Genomic DNA, 23,979 nt, shown 5'->3' with positions numbered 1-23,979 from the left:
TGACCACACGAGCGGCCGTGACTCGATGCTGCCTAATGACGCCAAAAAGCGCAATCTTGCCGCTATCAGTCATCGGGCGGGCTGAGCAGGAAATTGCCCTTCATCAGGTCCGGGTCGTCCGATTCGAGGGTCTGAACCTGTGCCTCATCCTTGAGATTAACCCCCGACAACTGCCGGCGACACGCCTCGCGCATCAAGTACAGCAGGCGATGGGCCGCCATGCCATAACTCAGGCCTTCCAGCCGCACGTTGGAGATGCAGTTGCGATAGGCATCGGTGAGGCCGACCTTGGGGTTGTAGGTGAAATACAGGCCCAGGCTGTCCGGCGAGCTGAGCCCCGGCCGTTCGCCGATCAGGATCACCACCATCTTGGCGCCCAGTAGCTGCCCGATTTCATCGGCTACCGCCACGCGGCCTTGCTCTACCAGGATCACCGGTGACAAGGACCAGCCTTCGGCGTGGGGCTGTTCTTCCAGGCGCGCCAGAAACGGCGCTGTGTGTTTATGCACCGCCAATGCCGACAGGCCATCGGCTACTACGATGGCCAAGTCCACCCCGCCGGGCTGGGCCGAAGCATAGTCGCGCAATGTTTGCGCCGACTCATCGCTCAAGCGTCGCCCCAGGTCCGGGCGTTGCAGGTACATGTGCCGGTCTGTGGCGGCGCTGTGCAGCAACAGGCTGTCTCGGCCACGTTCGGCCAATTGGCGGCTGAGGCCGGTGTGATCGAACGGCAAATGCACCGCGTCCCGCGCCTGGGCGTGGGCAAACTGGAAGTCCAGTTGGGCGCTGGTGGGAAGGCTGGTGCCGGTGCGGCCCAGGGCAATACGCGCCGGGGTGAGGCGGCGCAGTTCCAGCCACGGGTTGTCAGGCAATTCTGGTTGCACAGTCGGCTCCTTCATCCCAATTGCGCCAAGGCGTGACGAAAGGCCGGTGGCAAGCTATTGCCAAAATGCACCTTGCCATCAGCCTGCGTGAAGATGCCCATTTTCGCCAGCCACTGCTCGAACTCCGGCGCCGGTTTTAAACCCAATGTTTGCCGGGCGTACAGGGCGTCGTGAAACGAGGTGGTCTGGTAGTTGAGCATGATGTCGTCGGAGCCGGGGATGCCCATGATGAAGTTGATGCCGGCCACGCCGAGCAGGGTCAGCAGGGTGTCCATGTCGTCCTGGTCGGCTTCGGCGTGGTTGGTGTAGCAGATGTCGCAACCCATGGGCACGCCGAGCAGTTTGCCGCAGAAGTGGTCTTCCAGGCCGGCGCGGATAATCTGCTTGCCGTTGTAGAGGTACTCCGGGCCGATAAAACCGACCACCGTGTTCACCAGAAACGGCTTGAAGTGCCGGGCCACGGCGTAGGCACGGGTTTCACAGGTTTGCTGATCGACGCCAAAGTGCGCATTGGCCGACAAAGCGCTGCCCTGGCCGGTTTCGAAGTACATCAGGTTCTGGCCCAGGGTGCCGCGCTTGAGGCTCAAGCCCGCGTCGTAACCTTCCTGCAGCACGTTCAGGTTGATCCCGAAACTGGCATTGGCCGCTTCGGTACCGGCAATTGACTGAAACACCAGGTCCAGCGGTACGCCGCGGTTGATCGCTTCGATGGAGGTGGTGACGTGGGTCAGCACACAGGCCTGGGTGGGGATGTCGTAGCGCTGAATGATCGCGTCGAGCATTTCAAGCATGGCGCAGATCGAGGCGATGCTGTCGGTGGCCGGGTTAATGCCGATCATGGCGTCGCCGTTGCCGTACAGCAGGCCGTCGAGGATGCTCGCCGCGATGCCGGCCGGTTCATCGGTGGGGTGGTTGGGCTGCAAGCGCGTGGACAAGCGCCCGCGCAGGCCCAGGGTGCCGCGAAACTGGGTGACCACGCGGATCTTCTGCGCCACCAGCACCAGGTCTTGCACGCGCATGATCTTGGACACAGCCGCGGCCATTTCCGGTGTCAGCCCTGGCGCCAAGGCGCGTAGGGTATGTTCATCGGCCGCATCGCTGAGCAGCCAGTCGCGCAGGCCGCCGACAGTGAGGTGGCTGACCGCTGCAAACGCCTGTTTATCGTGGGTGTCGATGATCAGCCGGGTGACTTCATCGCTTTCATAAGGAATCAATGCTTCCTGCAGGAAGTGCTTGAGCGGGATATTTGCCAGCGCCATCTGCGCCGCCACACGTTCGCCGTCATTCTGCGCGGCGACACCGGCGAGGAAGTCCCCGGAGCGTGCCGGGCTGGCCTTGGCCATCACGTCCTTGAGGCTGTCGAAGCGGTAGGTTTGAGCACCCACCGCGTGGGAAAAGCTTGCCATACAGTGTCTCCTTGATGACGCGCGCCTGCTGTGGGCAAGGCGCCGCGTCGAGGTTTTCGGCAGTTAGTGCAGGGCGGCCTCTGCGGCCTGGATCGCCGCGAATTCCTCTTCCGGCGTGCCTGCTACCAAGTGATGCCGGCTGTAGAAAGCAAAGTAAGCAATTAATACTCCATAGATGGTCGCCGCGCCAATCACCACGCGCGGGTCCACCAGAAAGCCCGCCACCACGGCCACGCAAGCCAGCACCAGTGCCACGCCTGAGGTGAAGATGCCACCGGGTGTGCGGTATGGCCGCTCCATTTTAGGGCGACGGATGCGCAGGGTGATGTGGGCGGCCATCATCAACACGTAGGAAATCGTGGCGCCAAACACCGCCACCAGGATCAGCAAGTCACCCTGGCCGGTCAGCGACAGGCCAAAACCGATAATCCCGGGGATCACCAGCGCCAATACTGGCGCCTTGCTCTTGTTGGTCTCGGACAATTTGCGCGGCAGGTAACCGGCACGGGACAAGGCAAAGATCTGCCGCGAATAGGCGTAGATAATCGAGAAAAAGCTCGCGATCAAACCGGCCAGGCCGACCAGGTTGACGAAGCTCCCCATCCAGGTGGAACCGCCGTAAGACAACGCCAAGGCTTCAACCAGCGGGTTGCCGGATTTGATCAGCGCATAAGTGCCCGCACCGCCCGGCGCGATCACCAGGATCAACAGGGCAAAACTGGTCAGCACCACAATCGCGCCGATCAGCCCGCGCGGCAGGTCGCGCTTGGGGTTCTTGGTTTCTTCAGCGGCCAGCGGCACGCCTTCCACCGCCAGGAAAAACCAGATGGCATAAGGGATCGCGGCCCACACGCCGACGTAGCCGAACGGCAGGAAGCTGCTGGCGCCCTTGGCCTCGGTCACGGGTATATCCAGCAGGTTGGCGACGTTGAAGTGCGGCACCATCGACACCAGGAACACGCCCAGGGCAATCGCGGCGACGGCGGTGATCACGAACATCAGCTTCAAGGCTTCGCCCACACCAAAGATGTGGATGCCGATAAAGATGATGTAGAACGCCAGGTAGATCATCCAGCCGCCAATGCCGAACAACGACTCGCAATAGGCGCCGATAAACACCGCGATGGCGGCGGGCGCGATGGCGTATTCGATAAGGATGGCAGTACCGGTGAGGAACCCGCCCCAAGGGCCAAAAGCGCTGCGGGCAAAACCGTAGCCACCGCCAGCAGTGGGGATCATGGACGACAACTCGGCCAGGGAAAAGCACATGCACAGGTACATGGTGGCCATCAGCAAGGTGGCGAGGAACATGCCACCCCAGCCGCCCTGGGCCAGGCCGAAGTTCCAGCCGGCGTAATCGCCGGAAATAACATAAGCGACGCCAAGGCCAACCAGTAGTACCCAGCCGGCGGCGCCTTTTTTCAGTTCGCGTTGTTGAAAATAATCGGTGCCGACTTTTTCGAAGTCGACAGAAGAACCAGTGGGTTCGCTAGGCATGGGAAGTACCTTCCATTCTTATTGTTTTTGACTCGGCGTCTGTGTGCCGAACGAGGTAGCAATTGCGTGTGATATCAAATGTGGGAGCTGGCTTGCCTGCGATAGCGGCCTGTCTGCTACCCCTTATTTGGCTGATACATCGTTATCGCAGGCAAGCCAGCTCCCACACTTGATTGCATTTCAAGTTGGGAACTGGTTGCTTGCTATAAGGCTGAGTTAGAAAAAGCCCAACGGATTAATGTCGTAGCTCACCAGCAAGTTCTTGGTCTGCTGGTAGTGATCCAACATCATTTTGTGGGTTTCACGGCCCACGCCAGACTTCTTGTAACCGCCAAACGCGGCATGCGCCGGGTACAGGTGGTAGCAGTTGGTCCACACGCGGCCAGCCTTGATCGCCCGGCCCATGCGGTAGGCGCGGTTGATATCGCGGGTCCACAGGCCAGCGCCCAGGCCGAACTCGGTGTCGTTGGCAATCGCCAGGGCTTCGGCTTCATCCTTGAAAGTGGTGATGCTCACCACCGGGCCGAAGATTTCTTCCTGGAATACGCGCATGTCGTTGGTGCCCTTGAGCAGGGTCGGCTGGATGTAATAACCGGTGGCCAGGTCGCCGGTGAGCTTCTCCACCTTGCCGCCCGTGAGCAATTGCGCGCCTTCGCCCTTGGCGATTTCCAGGTAAGACAGGATCTTGTCGAACTGCTGCTCGGACGCTTGGGCGCCGACCATGGTGTCGGTATCCAGCGGGTCGCCACGCTTGATCGACTCGACCTTTTTCATCACCACTTTCATGAAGTCGTCGTAGATCGACTCTTCCACCAGAGCACGGGAAGGGCAGGTGCACACTTCGCCCTGGTTGAAGAACGCCAGCACCAGGCCTTCGGCGGCTTTTTCGATAAATGCAGGTTCCGCTTTCATGATGTCGGCGAAGAAGATGTTCGGCGACTTGCCGCCCAACTCCACCGTAGACGGAATGATGTTCTCGGCCGCCGCATGCATGATGTGCGAGCCCACAGGCGTTGAGCCGGTGAAGGCGATCTTGGCGATGCGCTTGCTGGTGGCAAGGGCTTCGCCGGCTTCCTTGCCGAAACCGTGCACCACGTTCAGCACGCCCGGTGGCAGCAGGTCGCCGATCAGCTCCATCAGCACGCTGATGCCCAGCGGCGTTTGCTCGGCGGGCTTGAGCACCACGCAGTTACCGGCGGCCAGGGCTGGGGCGAGTTTCCAGGCCGCCATCAGCAGCGGGAAGTTCCACGGGATGATCTGGCCGACCACGCCCAGCGGCTCGTGGAAGTGGTAGGCGGCGGTGAGTTCATTGATTTCGGCGCTGCTGCCTTCCTGGGCGCGGATGCAGCCGGCGAAGTAGCGGAAGTGGTCGGCAGCCAGGGGGATGTCGGCGTTAAGGGTTTCACGCACGGCCTTGCCGTTGTCCCAGGTTTCGGTGATGGCCAGCAGTTCGAGGTTTTGCTCGATGCGGTCGGCGATTTTCAGCAGCACCAGCGAACGGTCCTGGGCCGAGGTTTTGCCCCAGGCGTCCGCGGCGGCGTGGGCGGCGTCCAGCGCCTTGTCGATGTCTTTGGCGGTGGAACGCGGGAAGTCGGCTATCGGCTTGCCGTTGACCGGCGAGGTGTTGGAGAAATAGTTGCCATCGACTGGCGCCACGAATTCGCCGCCGATGTAGTTGCCGTATTTGGCCTTGAACGAAACGATGGCGCCTTCAGTACCGGGGTGTGCATAACGCATGGTGAGCATCTCCTGCTTTTATGTTTATTGGAGTACAGCGCGGCAAGCGCGTTATAAAGCGTAGAGCAAAGGTTGGGCCACTGCTGTGCGGGCCAGCAAAATCAATGGGTTGGGCTTTGTCGCAAGGCGGTGCCGTGACAGGTGTGGTACAGGCGTGGTGACAGTTTGTGCCATAAGCGGTACAGCCTGTGACCGGTGGGTCGGGCCGGGATTGCAAAGGCCCAATGGCTGGGGGATGCTGGGCGTTCTCACGCAGGGAGAATAATAAGAACATGCATAACGATCATTTCAGCCGCCATGCCCAGCAAGTCCTGACCGTCACCCGTGGCCAAGAGCTTTCCCAGGGGCCGGGCAGCGACCCGTCCATCGCCCGCTCCTGGCTGCGCTGCGTGGAGGACTACCACCTCGACCCGGCGCTGACCATCGCGCCTACCGTGCTTGAACACGGGCGCCTGCTGGAAAGTCGCGAACGCCTGCGCCAGGTGCTGCACATCGCCGGCAGCGAGATGAATAGCCTGCACCAGCAACTTTCCGGCGCCGGCCATGCGGTGCTGCTCACCGATGCGCGCGGGGTGATCCTCAACTGTGTCACCGCGCCGTCGGAGCGCAAGATTTTCGAGCGCGCCGGCTTATGGTTGGGCGCTGACTGGAGCGAAGCCTGCGAAGGCACTAACGGCATCGGCACCTGCCTGGTAGAGCGGCAGTCGTTGACGATCCACCGTGACGAGCATTTTCGCGGCCGTCATACCGGGCTGACCTGTTCGGCCAGCCCGGTGTTCGATCCTCATGGTGAATTGCTGGCGGTGCTGGATGTGTCCTCGGCCCGCGAAGCCGTGTCGCGCCAAAGCCAGTTCCACACCATGGCGCTGGTGAACCTGTCGGCCAAGATGATCGAAAGTTGCTACTTCCTGCGCCACTTCGAACACCACTGGCTGTTGCGTTTTCACCTGCAGGCCGAGTCGGTCGGGTTATTCAGCGAAGGCTTGCTGGCGTTTGATGGCGAAGGGCACATTTGTGCGGTCAACCAGAGCGCCCTGAACCTGTTGGGGCAGTTGCGCGGCGGCTTGGTGGGCCAGCCGGTGGAAGCGTTTTTCGACTGCTCCCTGGATCAGTTGCTGGGGCGGGCCAGCGCAAATGCCACGGCCAGTTGGCCGCTGCGCACCCGCGATGGTCGGCCTTTATTCGCAGCGCTGCGAGGCCAGCCGCGCAGTGCGCCGGCCCCTATCATCAAGCCACAGGCGTCACGCCCATTGGGTATCTGCCTGGGCGACCCGGCGTTGCAAAATGAGCTGCGCAAGGCCTCGCGAGTGTTCGAGCGCGATGTGCCCTTGCTGATCAACGGCGAAACCGGCTGCGGTAAAGAAGCCTTCGCCAAGGCCGTGCATCAGGGCAGCCAGCGGGGCGACAAGGCCTTTATCGCGCTGAACTGTGCGGCGATTCCAGAAAACCTGATCGAGAGCGAACTGTTTGGCTATCGCGCCGGCAGTTTCACCGGCGCCCTTAAAGAAGGCATGCGCGGCAAGCTGCAACAGGCCGATGGTGGCACGCTGTTTCTCGACGAAATCGGCGACATGCCCCTGGCGTTACAAACCCGCCTGTTAAGGGTGCTGGAGGATCGCCTGGTGGTGCCTATCGGCGGCGAACCCCAAGCCGTGAACGTGCGCATCATCAGCGCCACGCACCGCAATTTGCTGGAACGGGTGGCCGATGGCAGCTTTCGTGAAGACCTGTATTACCGCTTGAACGGCTTGGAAGTCGCCCTCCCGCCGTTGCGCGAGCGCAGTGACAAGTCGCAACTGTTGGATTTCCTCTTGGCGCAGGAAGCAGGCACCGAGCAGGTGATGCTCGACGAGTCGACGCGCCAGGCCTTGTTGGCATTCCACTGGCCCGGCAACCTGCGGCAGATGCGTACTGTGTTGCGCACGGTGGTGGCACTCTGTGAGGGCGGGCGAGTCGGTCTTGAAGACTTGCCGGCGCTGATTCGCCAGGCGCGGCCGCAAGGGGCAAGGGCGGATGCGCCGTACGCTTTGCCACTGGAGAGCGCCGAGCGCCAGGCATTACTCGATGCGTTGGCGCAGCAGCGCTGGCATATGAGCCATGTGGCGGAACAGTTGGGCGTCAGTCGCAATACGCTGTATCGCAAGTTACGCAAACATGGTATTTCACGGGGCGCCATGCATTAGGGCGCGCGACAGTTGTCGGAATAACTCCGTTATTGCGGACGACTCGTTTTTGTCCCACGTCATTTAAGGTTTTTTATCGCTCTACCCGTTCACGTCGTCCCGGAACGTGGCACGTTGTTTTAAGCACTGATGGAATAAGGGCAGAGCATTAATTGCCCTTAAACACCGCTGTTTGAAACTTCTAGGGTGACAACACATGAATATTACAAGTCCAATAACGACTCCTGTGCCACAACTCCCTGTTCAACTTGATGTTACGCCCACCTCCCCACCGCAACACTCGATAACGGGCTGGGGCGAACCGATGGACCCCCCTCAGCCTGACCATGACACGCCGCCTTCTGCTCAGGAGGCCGACCAAGCGCCGAAGGTACGCAACAAGCGTGGAATCTCCTTCTTCGGACGGCGGTTCCCATTTGGAGGCGCAACCCGGCCCACGGCGCCCGTGTCTCCCACGCCATCGATCAAGGTGCCGTCGCCTGCGTCCGTGTCCCCCGGTCCATCGACCAGGGTGCCGCCCGCCCCGGTCAATCCCACTGCCACCAGGCTGCAGAACGCACTGGGTGGAAATAACCCTGGTACCAGCTCGACCGCAGCCAGTTCAAGCCAGTCGGCCTTGGATAAACTCAAGGGCGTAGTGACCAGGGGGCCTCAAACGCCCACCAGTGGCGGGGTTGTCTCCGTAAAGCCGGTGGAACCGCCCAAGATCAGTGTGGCCGATGTCACCCAGCGGCTTTTGGATGCCGACAGGCTGGTCAAGGCAGGGGTTATTTCCACCTCACCTTCAACAGGCAAGACGATCAAGGACGCGTTCATCAACGCGGGCGTCAATGGCATCGTCAGCGCGCCGATCAATGTGGGCGCATACGCCGGGTCCGTGGCCGCGGGAGAGGCGATCAAGGGCCAGTATGTACCGTCGCCATTGCCGCCGCCGCATTTGCCTGGTACTGCAAAGCCCGATCCCGCGTCTACACCGCAAGTAGCCGCGCCAACCACATCGGATACGCCAACGCCTTCGGCCACGCGCCATCTGGACCGGGTAGAAAAAGTGGTGCTGGAATTTGCCAATGTCATCATCACGCTGGCGTCGGGAAATACTGAAGACCGGCTTGCCATGGGCGACGCCTGGCCAAAGGAGCGGGGGGCACGCTTGGATAACCTTGAGCAGTTACTGAGCATTTCGGAAACCCATATGAAGCAAGTGGCCGAGGATAACGGCATTATTTTCAAACCTCACCTCGAACCAGAAACCGGCCCAGGCACGGGGGGCCGCTTAGGCGTGATAGAGCGCCGTTATCGCGCCTTGGAAAAGGCGGCTGACCGGATCATTACCCTGAAAGACGCGGAAGCCAAAAAAACCGAGGCCTCCGTTTAAGGCAGCCTTTTTGCCCGCCGGATCCTACCGGCGGGCGTTTCGCGCTCAGCTAAAGCGTGCGAACTTTCCCACCCTACGCTAACCTGCCTCGATGTTTACGAGGTCGACTATGCACATTCATATTCTGGGTATCTGCGGTACGTTCATGGGTTCGATGGCGGTTCTGGCCAAGGAGCTGGGCCATCATGTAACTGGCTCCGATGCCAATGTTTATCCCCCCATGAGCACGCAGCTACAGGCGCAAGGGATTGAGCTGACCCAAGGTTACGACCCCGCGCAATTCGACCCGGTGCCGGACCTGGTCGTGATCGGCAACGCCATGTCGCGCGGCAATCCGGCGGTGGAATACGTACTGAACAAAGGCTTGCCTTACGTCTCCGGCCCCCAGTGGCTGGCCGACCATGTGCTGCAAGGCCGTTGGGTCCTGGCAGTGGCAGGCACTCACGGCAAGACCACCACCAGCAGCATGCTCGCCTGGGTGCTGGAGCATGCGGGCATGAGCCCGGGGTTCCTGATTGGCGGCGTGCCGCAGAACTTCTCGGTATCGGCGCGCCTGGGTGAGACACCGTTTTTTGTGATCGAGGCCGATGAGTACGACAGCGCCTTTTTCGACAAGCGCTCCAAGTTCGTCCATTACCGCCCACGCACGGCGATCCTGAATAACCTTGAGTTTGATCACGCGGATATCTTCCCCGATCTGCCGGCGATTGAGCGGCAGTTCCACCACTTAGTGCGCACCATTCCCAGCGAAGGCCTGGTCATTCATCCCACCACCGAGCCTGCGTTGCAGCGTGTGATCGACATGGGCTGCTGGACCCCGGTGCAAACCACCGGCGCGGGTGGGCAGTGGCAGGCCAGGTTGCTCAGCGAAGATGGTTCACGGTTTGAAGTGCTGTTCGAAGGCCAACCCCAAGGCATCGTCGATTGGGGCATGACCGGCCAACACAACGTGGCCAACGCTTTGGTGAGCCTGGCTGCCGCTCGGCATGTTGGCGTGGTACCAGCCATGGGCATTGCCGCCTTGAGCGCGTTCAAGAGTGTGAAGCGGCGCATGGAGAAAGTCGCTGAAGTAAATGGAATTACCATCTACGACGACTTTGCCCACCACCCGACCGCAATTGCCACCACCCTGGATGGTCTGCGCAAGCGCGTCGGCGATGCGCAGATCATTGCCATCGTCGAGCCGCGTTCCAACTCCATGAAGCTGGGCGCGCACCGTGATGGCCTGCCCGAGAGCGTCAACGATGCCGACCAGGTGGTGTGGTATGCACCGGCCAACCTTGGCTGGGATTTGCCCGCGATTGCTGCGCTATGCACCGTGCCCTCCACAGTCTGCGATTCGTTGGAAGGCATCATTGAGCATGTGAAGTCCTTGGCCCAGGCCGGCACCCACGTGGTGGTCATGAGCAACGGCGGCTTCGGCGGCCTGCACGGCAAGCTGGCCGAGGCACTGAAATGAGCGGGCCGGAACGCATTACCCTGGCGATGACCGGCGCATCCGGTGCGCCCTATGGCCTGCGCCTGCTCGATTGCCTGGTACGTGAAGACCGTGAGGTGCATTTTCTGATCTCCAAGGCGGCGCAGTTGGTGCTGGCGACCGAGACCGATGTCGCGCTGCCGTCCAAGGTGCAGACGATGCAGGCGTTCCTTACCGAGTACACCGGTGCGGCGGCGGGGCAGATCAAGGTCTATGGCAAAGAGGACTGGATGTCGCCGGTGGCTTCAGGCTCCGGTGCGCCAGCGGCGATGGTGGTGGTGCCTTGTTCCACCGGCACCTTGTCGGCGATTGCCACGGGCGCCTGCAACAACCTGATCGAACGGGCGGCGGACGTGACCTTAAAGGAGCGCCGCCAATTGATCCTGGTGCCGCGCGAAGCGCCGTATTCGAGCATTCACCTGGAGCACATGCTCAAGTTGTCGAACATGGGCGTGACCATCCTGCCCGCGTCGCCAGGCTTCTATCACCAGCCACAGACCATCGATGACCTGGTGGACTTTGTGGTGGCGCGCATTCTCAACCTGTTGAACATTCCCCAGGACATGCTGCCACGTTGGGGTGAGCACCACTTGGGCGGCGATGAATAAAGCACTGCTGCTCTTGATGGCGCTGCAACTCACCGGCTGTGCCACCGCGCGCACGCTGGACGCGGCGCAACCGGGCGCCCCGGTGGTGTATGCGGGCACGCGCCTGGACCTGTATGCGATCAATGGCGGTTGTTGCGCCAAGGATCGCTTTGGTGCCGAGGCCCCGAGCTCTCCCCATCTCGACCTGCCGGCCAGTGCGTTGCTCGATACCTTGTTGTTGCCACTGTCGGTGCTGACGGTGCTGGGGGTTGGCTTCAACGCCACGGGCGGGCTGTAAGATAAGGGCTACCTGGGTGGATCGTTCCCACGCTCCGCGTGGGAATGCAGTCGGGGACGCTCCGCGTCCCAAGCATGACGCAGAGCGTCATAACCGGCGTTACCACGCAGAGCGTGGGAACGATCAGTACCAGCCCTGCATCATCACTTGCCGAGTTTGCGCAACTCGTCCGACTCCACCACCCGCACGCCATCCTGTTCTTCCAGCGCCAGGCGCCACATGGCGCGGGCCAGTTCGCAGACTTCAATACCGTGGTACTTGCCCGGGATAAGCCGTGACAGCGGGCCGGCCAACTGTTCGGCAAGGCGCGGTTCCAGTCGCTCACCCAGCAGCAGCGAGGGACGTACGATGGTCAACTGCGGCCAGTCTTGCGCTCGGAGCGCCAGTTCCATTTCCCCTTTGACCCGGTTGTAGAACACCGAGGATTTCGGGTCGGCGCCAATCGCACTGATCACGATCAGATGCCGCGCGCCCAGTTCCCGTGCGCGTTTGGCGAAGGCCACTACCATGTCCAGGTCGACCGCACGGAACGCCGCTTCCGAGCCGGCCTTTTTAATCGTGGTGCCCAGGCAGCAGAAGGCAATATCCACGCGGCCGCTCAGTTGCGGCAGGAACACCGCCGGGTCGCCTACCGGGTTTTCCAGGCGTGGATGTTCAGCCAATGGTTTGCGGCTGGGTGCCAGCACGCGGGTCACGGTAGGTTCGTTGAGCAGGCGGTCGAGCAGGTGTTCGCCAGTGAGGCCGGAGGCCCCGGCCAGCAAGATATGCTGCGGTGTCAGGTACATGGTGTTTCCCCCTTGTTACACGTTACAGCTTAGTTGCCTTTGGCTTCCTTGCTATTCATTGAGACGCTTTCGAGCGCCTTTCGTGCCTGCTGTTTACGTAATAATTGCCAATGGGCGATCACGCCCTTAGGCGCCCAGATCTGCGGTTCGGAGGCTTCGAAATTGTCCGCCTGTTCGCGTTCGGCCACGTGCAGTTGTGCCAGTTTGAAGGCGTGTTGCAAATCATCCGTTTGGTTGAAAGCCTGTGCGAAAAGCGCATCACCGAAGTAGGTGAAGTCTGCTTCTTCCGAGCAGCCGAACGACACGCGGTCCGCGCGGGAGGCGGTCATGATCAGGGTGCGCTCATCTTTGAGCGCCGGTATGAAGCCGCCGGAATAACATGCGGAGATCACGATGACCTTGTCGCGGTTTTTCAGCGGTGCGAGCACGGCGGCCAGCTCGTCGGCGGGCAGGTCGGCCAGTTCCATGCGCGGTTGGTCAAGCACCAGCTCATGCTCATGGGTGCCATGGCTGGTCAGGTAAATGAACACCAGGTCTTCCGGCCCGGTCCGTTCGGCCAGGGTTTGTACCGAGCGGCGCAGGCTTTCGCGGGTGGCCAGGGGGCGGTCGGCGATATGGTCGCGGTGGTTGACCAGGCGCACTTGCCCGCGCGCGCCGAAGCGGGTGGCGAGCAGGTTGCTGACGTAATCGGCTTCGCGCAGGAACACGCTTTGTTTGCCGTCACCGGCCAGCACCAGGGTGTACAGCTCCACCGCCGGGGTGGACGCGGGCACGGTCGCCAGGGCGTCATCAAGCAAGCGGCCTTGGGCCAGTATGCCGGTCTCCAGTGGGTCGGGCAGCAGCTTGCCCTCGGCGTCGCGTACGCGCAGGCCATTGACCCAGGTGCCGGACTGCACGGTGCCGTCGGTGAGGACCAGGGTGCCACGGCCTTGATAGTTGTCACTGTCAAAGCCACCGATATAGAAACTGCCATCAGTGAGGTTCAGACGCCCTTCGCCGGTAAAGCGCCAGTCACTGAACTGGCCGACGTAGTGGCTGCCATCAACCCCGATCAGTTCGCCTTTGCCGGTCAGCGCGCCCTCCTTGAACTGGCCGATCCATACATCGCCGTCGGCGTTCTCGTAGCGGCCTTTACCGTTGAGCTGGTTCTGCTTGAATTGGCCGACATAGATATCGCCCTCGGCGCTATTAAAGGTGCCATTGCCTTCCAGTTGGCCATCGACAAAGCGGCCGCTGAACTGGTTGCCGCTGTCGTCATTGCGCTGGCCTTCGCCATTGGGCTTGCCGTGGGCGAACTGGCCCTGATACTGGCTGCCGTCGGCCAGTTCCAGGCGGCCGAGGCCTGAATACTGGTCGTCCTGGAATTCGCCGCGATAGGTCATCTGCCCCTCTTTGAGGGTGCCTTCGCCGTTGCGTCGACCATTCTTGAAGCCGCCCACGTAGCTGCTGCCCGACGTGGTCAGGCTGCCCTGGCCATCAAACAGGCCCTGCTTGAATTCGCCTTTATAGACTTCGCCATTGCTGCCATGCCATTCGCCCTGGCCGTGCCACTGGCCTTTGTCGAACTGGCCGGCGTACCAACTGCCATTGGGGTAGTCCACACGGCCTTGGCCTTGCAGCAAACCGTTGACCACATCGCCACGGTAGCGGCCGCCATCGGGCAGGCGCGCATCGGGCGGCAACAGCGATTCGCCGTCTCCGCAAGCGGTGAGCAACAGGGCAAGGGCAAGGGGAGCGAGTGGGCGCATAGCGGGATCCGGATAATTGAGCGCCGAGTATGCCGTAGCCGGGGTGCCGAACCTAGTGGTCTATGCGCAGGATCTACCACCTGTAGGAGCGGGCTTGCCCGCGAAAAACTCACAGGCACCGCATTTATTCAGCAAGCTCGCTCCTACAGAGGAAGGTGTGGTGATTATACGAAGCAGAGTGACAGCGACTCGGCAATGTAGGCCGGCTTCTCCTGGCCTTCGATTTCCAGGGTGGCCGTCGCCTTGAACAGCCATTGGCCCGGCTTTTTCTCGGTGACGTCAGTGAGGGTGACGTTCAGGCGCACCTTGGAGTTCACCTTCACCGGCTGGATAAAGCGCACGCTGTCCAGGCCGTAGTTGACGGCCATTTTCAAGCCTTCGGGCATGATCAGGATGTCTTCCATCAACTTGGGCATCAGCGACAGCGACAGGAACCCATGGGCAATGGTGCTGCCGAACGGGGTTTGCGCCGCCTTGATCGGGTCGACGTGGATGAACTGATGATCGCCGGTGGCTTCCGCGAAGAGGTTGATACGTGCCTGGTCGATGGTGAGCCATTCGGAACGTCCCAGTTCCTTGCCGACGTAATCTTTGAGCTGCGCTACGGGTACATAGGGCATTGCGTCTCTCCTTGGTTCATCACTTATGTGCCCGTTGATAAGGGGCGTTTTTTTTGGTTGCAGAGAACCACTGTAGATCATCACGGGCAATCAGCCCGGTCAACCCAACATGCTTTTGGCGAATGCCGGAGCATAGGGCGGGCGTGCTTATAATGCGCGCGGGATTTGAGGGGGAGAGAGCGGGATGCTGTTACGTGGCCTGACCTGGCTGGTGCTGTTTCAACTGATCGGCACCGCGATCAATCATTTGCTGGTGCCGGTGCTGCCTGGGCCAATCATCGGCTTGTTGCTGATGCTGGGCTTTCTGGTCTGGCGCGGTGAAGTCGGCGAGCCCCTGAGCCTGGCTGCCGGCAGCCTGTTGCGTTACCTGCCGCTGCTGCTGGTGCCGCCGGCCGTGGGGGTAATGGTGTACGCCAAGGACATTGTGGCGGATTTTTGGGCCATCGTCGGGGCGTTGGTGCTGTCGCTGGTGGTTGCCATGGGCTTTGTCGGCGTGCTGATGCAGCAGATGGTCAAGCGCAAGGAGAAGGACCAATGATCCTCGACTGGCAGGGCGCCTGGACGGCGGTCATTCATCACCCGTTGTTCGGTATCGGTATCACCCTGGGCGCCTATCAGCTGGTGCTGGCGGGGTTCGAGAAAACCCGCTGGATCTTCCTGCAGCCGGTGCTGGTGTCGATGTTGCTGGTGATCGGCGTGCTGCTCACCTGCGGGCTGAGCTACGCCGAATACCGCGAGAGCACCGAGATCATGGGCATCCTGCTGGGGCCTGCGACCGTGGCCCTGGCGGTGCCGCTTTATCTGAACCTGCGACGGATTCGCCAATTGTTCTGGCCGATTTTTACTACGCTGGTGGTAGGCGGGGTATTGGCCACTGGTCTTTGTGTGGCGTTGGGGTGGTGGTTCGGGGCTGAACACCGGGTGCTGATGACCATGGCGCCCAAGTCGGTGACCTCGCCGATTGCCATGCTGGTGGCCGAGCAGATCGGCGGCGTAGCGGCCTTGGCGGCGGTGTTCGTGTTGATCACTGGGGTGGTCGGCGCGATGATCGGCCCAGCGCTCTTGTCACGGCTGGGAGTGCGCAGCCCCGAAGCGCGCGGCATGGCTTTGGGCATGACCGCCCACGCCGTCGGCACTTCGGTGGCCCTGCAGGAAAGCGAAGAATGCGGCGCCTTCGCGGCGCTGGCCATGAGTTTGATGGGCGTGGCCACGGCGGTGTTCCTACCGTTGGCGGTGTCGGTCATTGTTTAACCCAGGTTTAAGGAAGCCGTTATGAGTCTGGCGCTATTCCCCCTCAACACTGTGCTGTTCCCGGGCTGCATCCTCGACTTGCAGATATTTGAGGCGCGCTACCTGGACATGATCGGCCGTTGCATGAAAAAGGGCGAAGGCTTTGGTGTGGTGTGCATCCTGGATGGCTCAGAGGTGGGCGCGGCCCCTGACGGCTATGCGCTTGTCGGTTGTGAAGCGCTGATTCGTGACTTCAAGCAGCAGGATAACGGCCTGCTGGGCATTCGCGTCGAAGGTGGCCGTCGATTCCGCGTGCGTGAGGCCGACGTGCAGAAGGACCAATTGCTGGTGGCCCAAGTGCAATGGTTGCAAGAGTTGCCCGACGCGCCGCTGGGCGAAGAGGACGCCGACTTGCTGGCGTTGCTTGAGGCCCTGGCCGAGCACCCGATGGTGGCCTCGCTGGACATGGGCGGCCACGCCGAAGGCCAGCAAGCCCTGGGCAATCAATTGGCCTATCTGTTGCCGTTTACCGAAGCCGACAAGATCGACTTGCTGCAACTGGACGACCCACAGCAACGGCTGGATGCGATCCAGATGTTGCTCGATGAACTGCAGGGCGAGCTGTTCACCTGAGGTTCGGATTTGCCTGACAGCGCTTTCAGACTTTGCTCGGTCGTCTCCACGGTGTCGCCTGCACTATTTTCCGATCACACAACAATGATCGGAGAGAACCATGATTCGGCTGACACCCTCGGAACAAGTGGCGTGGGACGCTTATTTTGTCAGCGTGACCACGCAATTACTCCAGCAGCAAGCCACGCGGGGCGCGGAGTACATTGCCGAGCGCGCCGCCGAAGTGGCTGATGAGATGTTACTGGAGCGCCGCGAACGTTGCGTTGAACGGCGCAGCGCCTCCGTGGACTGGATCGGCCCGGCCAAGGGTCAGTAGGCGTACCTGAGCAGGGCGTGGGGCGTGCCGGTAAAGGCGATAAAACCGAGCACGGCCACCACGGCGGGCAGCACCAGCCACCAGGCTTTTTGCGACATGGCTGGCAATGGGCTGCGGTACTGGATGGCCGTCAGGCTGAACGCACACACGGTCATCGCCAGCAACGTGCCGGCCAGGATGTCCGTCGGCCAGTGGGCGCCCAGGTACACCCGTGACAAAGCAATGAACGCCGCCGGAATGCAGCCCAGCAGCATCCAGGTCAGGCGCAGCCGCGTGGGTTGACCGCGACCGGCCAATACCGCGAGCGCCAGGAAGAAGGCAAAGGCACCGGAGGCATGGCCACTGGGCATGCTGAAGCTGGTCAGCGGGTCTGTGAGGATTTCCGGGCGGCCACGGGCGAAAAACAGCTTGGTGCCAGTGTTGATCACTGCCGCGCCAGCGAGAGTGGCGCCGACAAACACCGCGTGGCGCCACTGCCGTGCCAACAGCAACAGGCCAGTGAACACCGCGCTGGCGAAAAACATCTTCTTGAACTCGCCCAGTTGGGTGACCCGTACCATCACTTCGTCCAGCCACGGGCTGCGATGTTCCTGCACCAGTGCGCTCAGGCCCTGGTCGAAGTCATTGAGATGGGGGTAGCCGATAAACAACGCGATCAACAACACCAGGCTGGCGCAACCGATCCACAAGGTGGCGCGCCGATGCCCGCGCCAACTGCTGTTCAAACTCAGCCCCAGCAGCACCGCCAGGCACGCCGCGATAATCGCCGCTTCCGGCCAGAAGCCTTCCGGCAACGGCAGGCGGAACGCGGCGCCGGCAGCCCAGCCCGGCAGCAGATAGGCCACGGTCCAACCCGCTGCGGCAATGATGCTCACAACGGCAAAGCGCGGGAAGGGCATGTCGCACATGCCGGCGACCATGGGCAGCATGGGACGCAATGGGCCGATGAAACGCCCGACCAACAGGCTGGCGATTCCGTACTTGTGGAAGTAGGTTTCTGCGCCGTTCATCCATTCAGGATGCTGGCGCAGGCCGGGCAGGCGCCGGATGTTCTGATGGAAATGGCGGCCCAGGTAATAGGAAACGCCGTCGCCCAATAAGCCACCGAGGAAGCCCAGCAGCAGGGTTTCACTCAGCGACAGCGCACCGCTGCCAGCCAGCGCAGCGATTGCAAACAGCAATACCGTGCCTGGCACGATCAACCCGGCAATCGCCAGACACTCCACACACGCGACAATAAACACCGCCGCTGCCAGCCATTGTGGGTTGAGGGTCAACCAGCCGGTGATGCTATCGAGCCATTGGCCCATACAATCCACTCCATGCATACAAAACAGAATTTGAGGCGGTGAAATTCAACTGTGGGAGCTGGCTTGCCTGCGATGGCTGCGGCATGGCCAGCATTGAAGTTGCCTGGCCCACTGCTATCGCAGGCAAGCCAGCTCCCACATGGGATGTGTCGCGCGTTAAATCAAAAAATAATCTCGGCCTTCGACCTGGCCCCGACGCAGCGGGTTCCGCGTGCAATAAGGCGCATAGCCAGCATCGACGAAGCGGTACATCAAGTGTTCATCGCGCCCACTGGGGATGCCCAGGCGTGTGGTCTGGATAATCTGCGTGGGCACCTGGCCCACGTCTTCGACATACAGCAGTTCCTGATCGAAGCGCTTGGCGTCCCACATCGGCACTTTCAGGCCCAGGGCCTTGCACAGCAGCGTCTGGCCCGCACAGAGTTTCTGCGAGGGGCGTGGGCTGCCATCGGGGTTGGGGTTGTTCAACAGCATCTGCGCCAGGCTCGCCGCGCCGGAAATGTCGTCGACCCAGGGATAGGCCGATTTGATCAGCACGGCATTGCCCGGGCCGTGAGCGCTGAAGTTCAACGAATCACCGCCACGGGCGTAGTACATGTAGATATGGCCACCATCCAGAAACAAAGCCTTACGCTTTTCTGTGTAGCCGAGTGAGGCGTGGCTGCCTTTTTCGGCCACGTAATAGGCTTCGGTTTCAATAATTCGCGCCGAAAGCCAGAGATCGCCCACACGATGACGAATGACTTTTCCGAGTAATTCGCGCGCAAGCAGTTGGGCATCGCGGTCGAAGAAGCTATCGGGCAGGGGGCTGGCGGGAAGTTGGGGCGAAAAATCGGGCATGGCGGTCAAGGGTTGATACGGCTAAATGTGACCGAATCATAACAACTCTCAGCTTAATTACGCCTGAACCTGGGGTTTTTACAGTTCATTTCGACCATCCGCCCCTCACCGCTGTCAGTCGGGCGGCGTCACAGCTATAATCTGCCGCTTTCCTCTTTGCCAAGACTCCCTGACCATGACTGAGTCCGTTCTTGACTACATGACCCGCCTGGGTCGCGCTGCCCGGCAGGCCTCGCGGTTGATCGCCCGTGCGAGCACCGCGCAGAAGAACCGTGCGCTGCTGGCGGCTGCCGATGCTCTGGATGCTTCGCGCTCCGAGCTGACCGCCGCCAACGAACTGGACCTGGCCAATGGGCGCGCTAATGGCCTGGAGCCAGCCTTGCTGGACCGCCTGGCGCTGACCCCGGTACGTATCGACGACATGATCGAAGGCCTGCGTCAGGTGGCCAAGCTGCCTGACCCCATCGGTGAAATTCGCGACATGCGTTACCTGCCGTCCGGCATCCAGGTGGGCAAGATGCGCGTGCCCCTGGGCGTGATCGGCATTATCTATGAGTCGCGCCCGAACGTGACCATCGACGCCGCGAGCCTGTGCCTCAAGTCAGGCAACGCTACCATCCTGCGTGGCGGTTCCGAGGCGATCAACTCCAACCGCGCCATCGCCGCCTGCATCCAGCAGGGCTTGGCCGTGGCCGAGTTGCCAGCCGAAGTGGTGCAAGTGGTGGAAACCACCGACCGTGCTGCCGTGGGCGCGCTGATTACCATGCCGGAATTCGTCGACGTGATTGTGCCTCGTGGTGGCAAGAGCCTGATCGAGCGCGTCAGCCGCGATGCCAAGGTGCCAGTTATCAAGCACCTGGACGGCGTCTGCCATGTGTTCATCGACATCGCCGCCGACCTCGACAAGGCGATCCGCATTGCCGACAACGCCAAGACTCACCGCTACGCGCCGTGCAACACCATGGAAACCCTGCTGGTGCACGTCGGCATTGCCGAGCGCGTGCTGCCGCCGCTGGCCGCCATCTACCGTGACAAGTCGGTAGAACTGCGCGGTTGCGAGCGCACCCGTGCGCTGCTGGGCGCGGACGTCATCGAGGCGACCGAGCAGGACTGGTACACCGAGTACACGGCCCCGATCCTGTCGATCCGCATCGTCGACGACCTGGACCAGGCCATCGAACACATCAATACCTATGGCTCCAAGCACACCGACGCCATCGTTTCAGAGCATTTCAGCGATGCCCGGCGTTTCCTCAACGAAGTGGATTCCGCTTCGGTGATGGTCAACGCCTCGACGCGTTTTGCCGACGGCTTCGAGTACGGCCTGGGGGCGGAGATCGGTATTTCCACCGACAAGCTCCACGCACGCGGCCCGGTGGGCCTCGAAGGGCTGACCAGCGAGAAGTACGTGGTGTTTGGCGACGGTCATGTGCGCACTTGATGACTAAACGCATCGGGCTGCTCGGCGGTACTTTCGACCCCGTGCACATCGGCCATTTGCGCAGTGCCCTGGAAGTTGCGGATGCCCTTGCGCTGGATGAGCTGCGCCTGCTGCCCAATTTTCGGCCGCCCCATCGCGACACGCCGCAGGTGGCCGCAGAACAACGCCTGGAAATGGTGCGTGTTGCCGTAGAAGGTATATCGCCGCTGGTGGTGGACGATCGCGAACTCAAGCGCGATAAACCGTCCTACACTATCGACACCCTGGAGCTGATGCGCGCCGAATTGGCCGCAGATGACCCACTGTTTCTGCTTTTGGGCTGGGACGCATTTTGCGGCCTGCCCTCTTGGCACCGCTGGGAGGAACTCCTCCAGCATTGCCACATCCTGGTTTTGCAACGCCCGGATGCCGACAGCGAACCGCCGGATGCCTTGCGCAACCTGCTGGCCGCGCGGTCGGTAAGTGACCCCTTGGCCCTGACCGGGCCGAACGGGAATATTGCATTCGTCTGGCAGACCCCGCTTGCGGTGTCCGCCACCCAGATCCGTCAACTGCTGGCCAGCGGGAAGTCGGTACGTTTCCTGGTGCCTGACGCGGTCCTGGCCTACATCGATGCGCACGGGCTTTACCGTGCGTCGAACTGAAAAGGCGCGCTTGAACGCACGAACCGTGCAGCAAGCGCCCGAACATACGAGCAAAACGAGTTTTATATGACGAACAAAGACGTAAGCAAAGTTAAGCGCAAAGGCACCTTCAAAAGCGCGCCGCTGCCGGTTGAAGCCCATGTTGGCCCGGAACTGGCTGGCGAAGAGCTGGTGAAAGTCGCCGTGGCTGCCCTGGAAGACGTTAAAGCCCAGGACATCCAGGTGCTGGACGTGCGCGACAAGCAGAGCATCACCGACTTCATGATCATCGCTACCGGTACCTCCAACCGCCAGATCGGCGCGATGCTGGACAAGGTTCGCGAAGCCGTCAAAGCCCAGGGCGTCAAGCCACTGGGTGAAGAAGGCAAGGGCGACAGCGACTGGGTGCTGCTGGACATGGACGATGTGATCGTTCACATGATGACCTCCAACGCTCGCCAGTTCTACGACCTGGAGCGTCTGTGGAAAGGCGCCGAGCAGAGCCGTGCTGCCGATGGCAAGCACCACAGCCCGGAAGTGGGCCACGCGCACTTCGACAAGCTCAACAAAGACCAGGAATAAGGAACGGCTGTGCGCCTGCGTCTGATCGCTGTCGGTTCACGCATGCCCAAGTGGGTGGAAGAAGGCTGGCACGAATATGCCAAGCGTCTGCCCGCTGAGCTGTCGCTTGAGCTGGTGGAAATACCGCTCAATACCCGGGGCAAGAACGCCGACGTGGCGCGCTTTATCCGTCAGGAAGGCGAAGCCATGCTGGCCAAGGTCGGCCCCAATGAGCGCATCGTCACCCTTGAAGTGCACGGCAAGCCCTGGAGCACCGAGCAACTGGCGGTGGAACTGGATCGCTGGCGCCTGGATTCGCGCACGGTCAATTTCATGGTCGGCGGCCCGGAAGGGCTGGCGCCGGAAGTCTGTGCGCGGGCCGATCAGCGCTGGTCGCTGTCGGCGCTGACGTTGCCGCACCCGTTGGTAAGGATTCTGATCGGTGAACAGCTGTATCGCGCCTGGACAGTCCTGTCCGGGCACCCTTACCACAAATAGTCTGCGCCGCCCCCGATGACCCAACCGATCCGCATCAAGGACCACGAGAAAGACGCACGTCTGGTACGCGCGCGGGTGGTGTTCGGTGCTGTCTTGGTGGTGGTGCTGATGTGCGTGCTGATTGCGCGGCTGTATTTCCTCCAGGTGATCCAGTACGACTATCACTCCACACTGTCGGAAAACAACCGGGTGCATGTGCAGCCGATTCCGCCGACCCGTGGGCTGATCTTCGACCGCAATGGCGTAGTGGTTGCCGATAACCGGCCCAGCTTCAGCCTGAGCATGACCCGTGAACGCTCCGGCGATTGGAAGCAGGTCCTTGATGTCATCGTCGAGGTGCTGCAACTGACGCCGGAAGACCGGGCCGTCTTCGAGAAGCGCATGCGGCAGGGGCGCCGGCCGTTCGAGCCGGTGCCGATCCTGTTCGAGCTGACCGAAGAGCAGATCGCCCGGATTGCGGTGAACCAGTTCCGCCTGCCGGGTGTGGAAGTGGTGGCGCAGTTGGTGCGGCATTACCCGCAAGGGCCGCACTTTGCCCACTCCGTTGGCTACATGGGGCGGATCAACGAGAAAGAGCTGAAAACCCTCGACCCGATCAACTACAGCGGCACCCACCATATCGGCAAAACCGGCATCGAGCGTTTCTACGAGGCCGAGTTGCATGGCCAGGTAGGTAACGAGGAAGTCGAGACCAATGCGCGTGGCCGCGTATTGCGCGTGCTCAAGCGCACCGATCCGGTACCGGGCAAGGATATTGTCCTGAGCCTGGACATCAAGTTGCAGGAAGCTGCCGAGATGGCCTTGGGCGGTCGGCGAGGTGCCGTAGTGGCGCTGGACCCGAAGACTGGCGAAGTGCTGGCGATGGTCAGCCAGCCCAGCTTCGACCCCAACCCGTTTGTGACGGGCATCAGCTTCAAGGCCTACGCCGAGCTGCGTGACTCCATCGACCGGCCACTGTTCAACCGTGTGTTGCGCGGCCTGTACCCACCGGGCTCGACCATCAAGCCGGCGGTGGCGATTGCCGGCCTGGATGCTGGCGTGGTCACGGCCTCAAGCCGGGTGTACGACCCTGGCTACTACATGCTGCCCAACTACGACCACAAGTATCGTAACTGGAACCGCTCCGGTGACGGCTATGTCGATTTGGACACCGCGATTATGCGCTCCAACGACACCTATTTTTACGACCTGGCCCACAAGCTGGGGATTGATCGGCTATCTGCCTACATGGGCAAGTTCGGCCTCGGTCAGAAAGTCTCCTTGGACATGTTCGAAGAATCCCCTGGCCTGATGCCATCGCGGGAGTGGAAGCGTGCGACCCGCCGCCAGGCGTGGTTCCCTGGCGAAACCCTGATCCTCGGTATCGGCCAGGGCTATATGCAAGCCACTCCGCTGCAACTGGCCCAGGCCACGGCGCTGGTGGCGAACAAAGGCGTGTGGAACCGACCGCATCTGGCCAGGACCATCGAAGGCGAAAAGCCGGTGGACGACAACCCGATTCCGGACATCGTGCTGCGTGACCCGTCCGACTGGACCAAGGTCAACCACGGCATGCAGCAGGTGATGCACGGCGCTCGCGGCACCGCGCGCAAGGCGGCGGTCGGCGCGCAGTACCGCATTGCCGGCAAGAGTGGTACGGCCCAGGTGGTCGCAATCAAGCAGGGCGAAAAGTATGACCGCTCCAAGGTGCAGGAGCGCCACCGCGACCACGCCTTGTTTGTCGGCTTTGCGCCGGCGGAAGACCCGAAAATCGTGGTGGCAGTGATGGTCGAGAACGGCGAGTCCGGCTCCGGCGTCGCGGCCCCAGTGGTACGCCAGGTGATGGACGCCTGGCTGCTGGCCGACGATGGCCGGCTCAAGCCCGAGTATGGCGGCCCCCCTTCAAGCCCCGAGGTTACGGCCCGTGAAGAGTAATTTTGACCGCATCCTC

General features: G+C 61.6%; 24 protein-coding genes. 14 read left to right on the top strand and 10 right to left on the bottom strand.

The window, feature by feature from the left end; translation table 11 throughout:
* Positions 1–65: 65 nt before the first annotated feature.
* The 4 genes from eutC to AB4P90_RS25670 all read right to left on the bottom strand — a co-directional run bounded on the left by eutC (position 66) and on the right by AB4P90_RS25670 (position 5,524).
* Entirely contained in the window at positions 66–899 is an 834-nt protein-coding gene (gene eutC, locus AB4P90_RS25685) for an ethanolamine ammonia-lyase subunit EutC (protein WP_395605470.1), read from the bottom strand.
* Positions 896–2,290 (bottom strand): ethanolamine ammonia-lyase subunit EutB, encoded by a 1,395-nt coding sequence (locus AB4P90_RS25680; RefSeq protein WP_395605469.1) that lies wholly within the window; start codon positions 2,288–2,290, stop codon positions 896–898. The genes eutC and AB4P90_RS25680 overlap by 4 nt, the downstream gene beginning before the upstream one ends.
* A 63-nt stretch (positions 2,291–2,353) precedes the next feature.
* Positions 2,354–3,787 (bottom strand): ethanolamine permease, encoded by a 1,434-nt coding sequence (eat, locus tag AB4P90_RS25675; RefSeq protein ID WP_395605468.1) that lies wholly within the window; start codon positions 3,785–3,787, stop codon positions 2,354–2,356.
* 216 nt (positions 3,788–4,003) lie between these two features.
* Positions 4,004–5,524: an aldehyde dehydrogenase family protein gene (locus AB4P90_RS25670; protein ID WP_005791797.1), complete on the bottom strand. Its 1,521-nt coding sequence runs from the start codon at positions 5,522–5,524 to the stop codon at positions 4,004–4,006.
* A 272-nt stretch (positions 5,525–5,796) separates the two neighbouring features.
* Between AB4P90_RS25670 and AB4P90_RS25665 the strand changes: the two genes are divergently transcribed.
* Entirely contained in the window at positions 5,797–7,707 is a 1,911-nt protein-coding gene (locus tag AB4P90_RS25665; protein WP_014720101.1) for a sigma-54-dependent Fis family transcriptional regulator, read from the top strand.
* A 345-nt stretch (positions 7,708–8,052) separates the two neighbouring features.
* On the opposite strand, the gene AB4P90_RS25660 is transcribed toward AB4P90_RS25665, so the two are convergent.
* Positions 8,053–8,337, bottom strand: a complete 285-nt coding sequence (locus tag AB4P90_RS25660) for a hypothetical protein (protein WP_177480889.1) — start codon at positions 8,335–8,337, stop codon at positions 8,053–8,055.
* Between AB4P90_RS25660 and AB4P90_RS25655 the strand changes: the two genes are divergently transcribed.
* The 4 genes from AB4P90_RS25655 (at position 8,324) to AB4P90_RS25640 (ending at position 11,444) form a co-directional block, all read left to right on the top strand.
* Positions 8,324–9,082 carry a hypothetical protein gene (locus tag AB4P90_RS25655; protein WP_234451985.1) on the top strand — a complete coding sequence of 253 codons (759 nt, stop codon included), beginning with the start codon at positions 8,324–8,326 and terminating at the stop codon, positions 9,080–9,082. The genes AB4P90_RS25660 and AB4P90_RS25655 overlap by 14 nt on opposite strands.
* A gap of 109 nt (positions 9,083–9,191) precedes the next feature.
* Positions 9,192–10,541 carry a UDP-N-acetylmuramate:L-alanyl-gamma-D-glutamyl-meso-diaminopimelate ligase gene (mpl, locus tag AB4P90_RS25650; protein WP_020301976.1) on the top strand — a complete coding sequence of 450 codons (1,350 nt, stop codon included), beginning with the start codon at positions 9,192–9,194 and terminating at the stop codon, positions 10,539–10,541.
* A complete protein-coding gene (ubiX, locus tag AB4P90_RS25645; RefSeq protein ID WP_003194503.1) occupies positions 10,538–11,167 on the top strand; it encodes a flavin prenyltransferase UbiX in 630 nt (209 codons plus the stop codon). The genes mpl and ubiX overlap by 4 nt, the downstream gene beginning before the upstream one ends.
* Entirely contained in the window at positions 11,160–11,444 is a 285-nt protein-coding gene (locus tag AB4P90_RS25640) for a YceK/YidQ family lipoprotein (protein WP_122301361.1), read from the top strand. The genes ubiX and AB4P90_RS25640 overlap by 8 nt, the downstream gene beginning before the upstream one ends.
* A gap of 143 nt (positions 11,445–11,587) precedes the next feature.
* On the opposite strand, the gene AB4P90_RS25635 is transcribed toward AB4P90_RS25640, so the two are convergent.
* From AB4P90_RS25635 to AB4P90_RS25625, 3 genes are all read right to left on the bottom strand, one after another.
* Positions 11,588–12,229 carry an oxidoreductase gene (locus AB4P90_RS25635; RefSeq protein WP_014720096.1) on the bottom strand — a complete coding sequence of 214 codons (642 nt, stop codon included), beginning with the start codon at positions 12,227–12,229 and terminating at the stop codon, positions 11,588–11,590.
* A gap of 29 nt (positions 12,230–12,258) precedes the next feature.
* Complete coding sequence (locus tag AB4P90_RS25630; RefSeq protein ID WP_019818759.1) at positions 12,259–13,977, bottom strand: C13 family peptidase; 1,719 nt, start codon at positions 13,975–13,977, stop codon at positions 12,259–12,261.
* A gap of 164 nt (positions 13,978–14,141) precedes the next feature.
* Positions 14,142–14,597 carry a MaoC family dehydratase gene (locus AB4P90_RS25625; protein WP_014720094.1) on the bottom strand — a complete coding sequence of 152 codons (456 nt, stop codon included), beginning with the start codon at positions 14,595–14,597 and terminating at the stop codon, positions 14,142–14,144.
* A gap of 184 nt (positions 14,598–14,781) precedes the next feature.
* Between AB4P90_RS25625 and AB4P90_RS25620 the strand changes: the two genes are divergently transcribed.
* The 4 genes from AB4P90_RS25620 to AB4P90_RS25605 all read left to right on the top strand — a co-directional run bounded on the left by AB4P90_RS25620 (position 14,782) and on the right by AB4P90_RS25605 (position 16,776).
* Positions 14,782–15,135: a CidA/LrgA family protein gene (locus AB4P90_RS25620; RefSeq protein WP_014720093.1), complete on the top strand. Its 354-nt coding sequence runs from the start codon at positions 14,782–14,784 to the stop codon at positions 15,133–15,135.
* Positions 15,132–15,848: an LrgB family protein gene (locus AB4P90_RS25615; RefSeq protein WP_014720092.1), complete on the top strand. Its 717-nt coding sequence runs from the start codon at positions 15,132–15,134 to the stop codon at positions 15,846–15,848. Before AB4P90_RS25620 ends, AB4P90_RS25615 begins: the two co-directional genes overlap by 4 nt.
* Before the next feature lie 21 nt (positions 15,849–15,869).
* Positions 15,870–16,460, top strand: coding sequence for an LON peptidase substrate-binding domain-containing protein (locus AB4P90_RS25610; protein WP_019818753.1), 591 nt, complete (start codon positions 15,870–15,872; stop codon positions 16,458–16,460).
* Positions 16,461–16,560: 100 nt separating this feature from the next.
* Positions 16,561–16,776, top strand: a complete 216-nt coding sequence (locus AB4P90_RS25605) for a hypothetical protein (protein ID WP_019818751.1) — start codon at positions 16,561–16,563, stop codon at positions 16,774–16,776.
* Here AB4P90_RS25605 and AB4P90_RS25600 read toward each other — a convergent pair.
* Entirely contained in the window at positions 16,770–18,086 is a 1,317-nt protein-coding gene (locus tag AB4P90_RS25600; RefSeq protein ID WP_395605467.1) for a bifunctional DedA family/phosphatase PAP2 family protein, read from the bottom strand. The genes AB4P90_RS25605 and AB4P90_RS25600 overlap by 7 nt on opposite strands.
* Positions 18,087–18,242: 156 nt before the next feature.
* On the bottom strand, positions 18,243–18,926 hold the full coding sequence (locus AB4P90_RS25595; protein ID WP_056791930.1) for a DNA-3-methyladenine glycosylase: 684 nt from the start codon (positions 18,924–18,926) through the stop codon (positions 18,243–18,245).
* A 175-nt stretch (positions 18,927–19,101) separates the two neighbouring features.
* Here AB4P90_RS25595 and AB4P90_RS25590 point away from each other — a divergent pair, with 175 nt between their 5' ends.
* The 5 genes from AB4P90_RS25590 to mrdA all read left to right on the top strand — a co-directional run bounded on the left by AB4P90_RS25590 (position 19,102) and on the right by mrdA (position 23,963).
* Entirely contained in the window at positions 19,102–20,367 is a 1,266-nt protein-coding gene (locus AB4P90_RS25590) for a glutamate-5-semialdehyde dehydrogenase (protein ID WP_014720087.1), read from the top strand.
* Positions 20,367–21,011 (top strand): nicotinate-nucleotide adenylyltransferase, encoded by a 645-nt coding sequence (nadD, locus tag AB4P90_RS25585; RefSeq protein ID WP_003194480.1) that lies wholly within the window; start codon positions 20,367–20,369, stop codon positions 21,009–21,011. Before AB4P90_RS25590 ends, nadD begins: the two co-directional genes overlap by 1 nt.
* Before the next feature lie 66 nt (positions 21,012–21,077).
* Complete coding sequence (gene rsfS, locus AB4P90_RS25580) at positions 21,078–21,572, top strand: ribosome silencing factor (RefSeq protein WP_003176298.1); 495 nt, start codon at positions 21,078–21,080, stop codon at positions 21,570–21,572.
* 9 nt (positions 21,573–21,581) lie between these two features.
* A complete protein-coding gene (gene rlmH, locus AB4P90_RS25575; RefSeq protein WP_003176297.1) occupies positions 21,582–22,049 on the top strand; it encodes a 23S rRNA (pseudouridine(1915)-N(3))-methyltransferase RlmH in 468 nt (155 codons plus the stop codon).
* Positions 22,050–22,064: 15 nt separating this feature from the next.
* Positions 22,065–23,963 (top strand): penicillin-binding protein 2, encoded by a 1,899-nt coding sequence (gene mrdA, locus AB4P90_RS25570; RefSeq protein ID WP_014720086.1) that lies wholly within the window; start codon positions 22,065–22,067, stop codon positions 23,961–23,963.
* Positions 23,964–23,979 lie beyond the last annotated feature (16 nt).

Source organism: Pseudomonas sp. B16120 (assembly GCF_044218845.1).
GTDB lineage: Bacteria > Pseudomonadota > Gammaproteobacteria > Pseudomonadales > Pseudomonadaceae > Aquipseudomonas > Aquipseudomonas paracarnis.
This window is presented reverse-complemented; position numbering and strand designations above follow the sequence as displayed.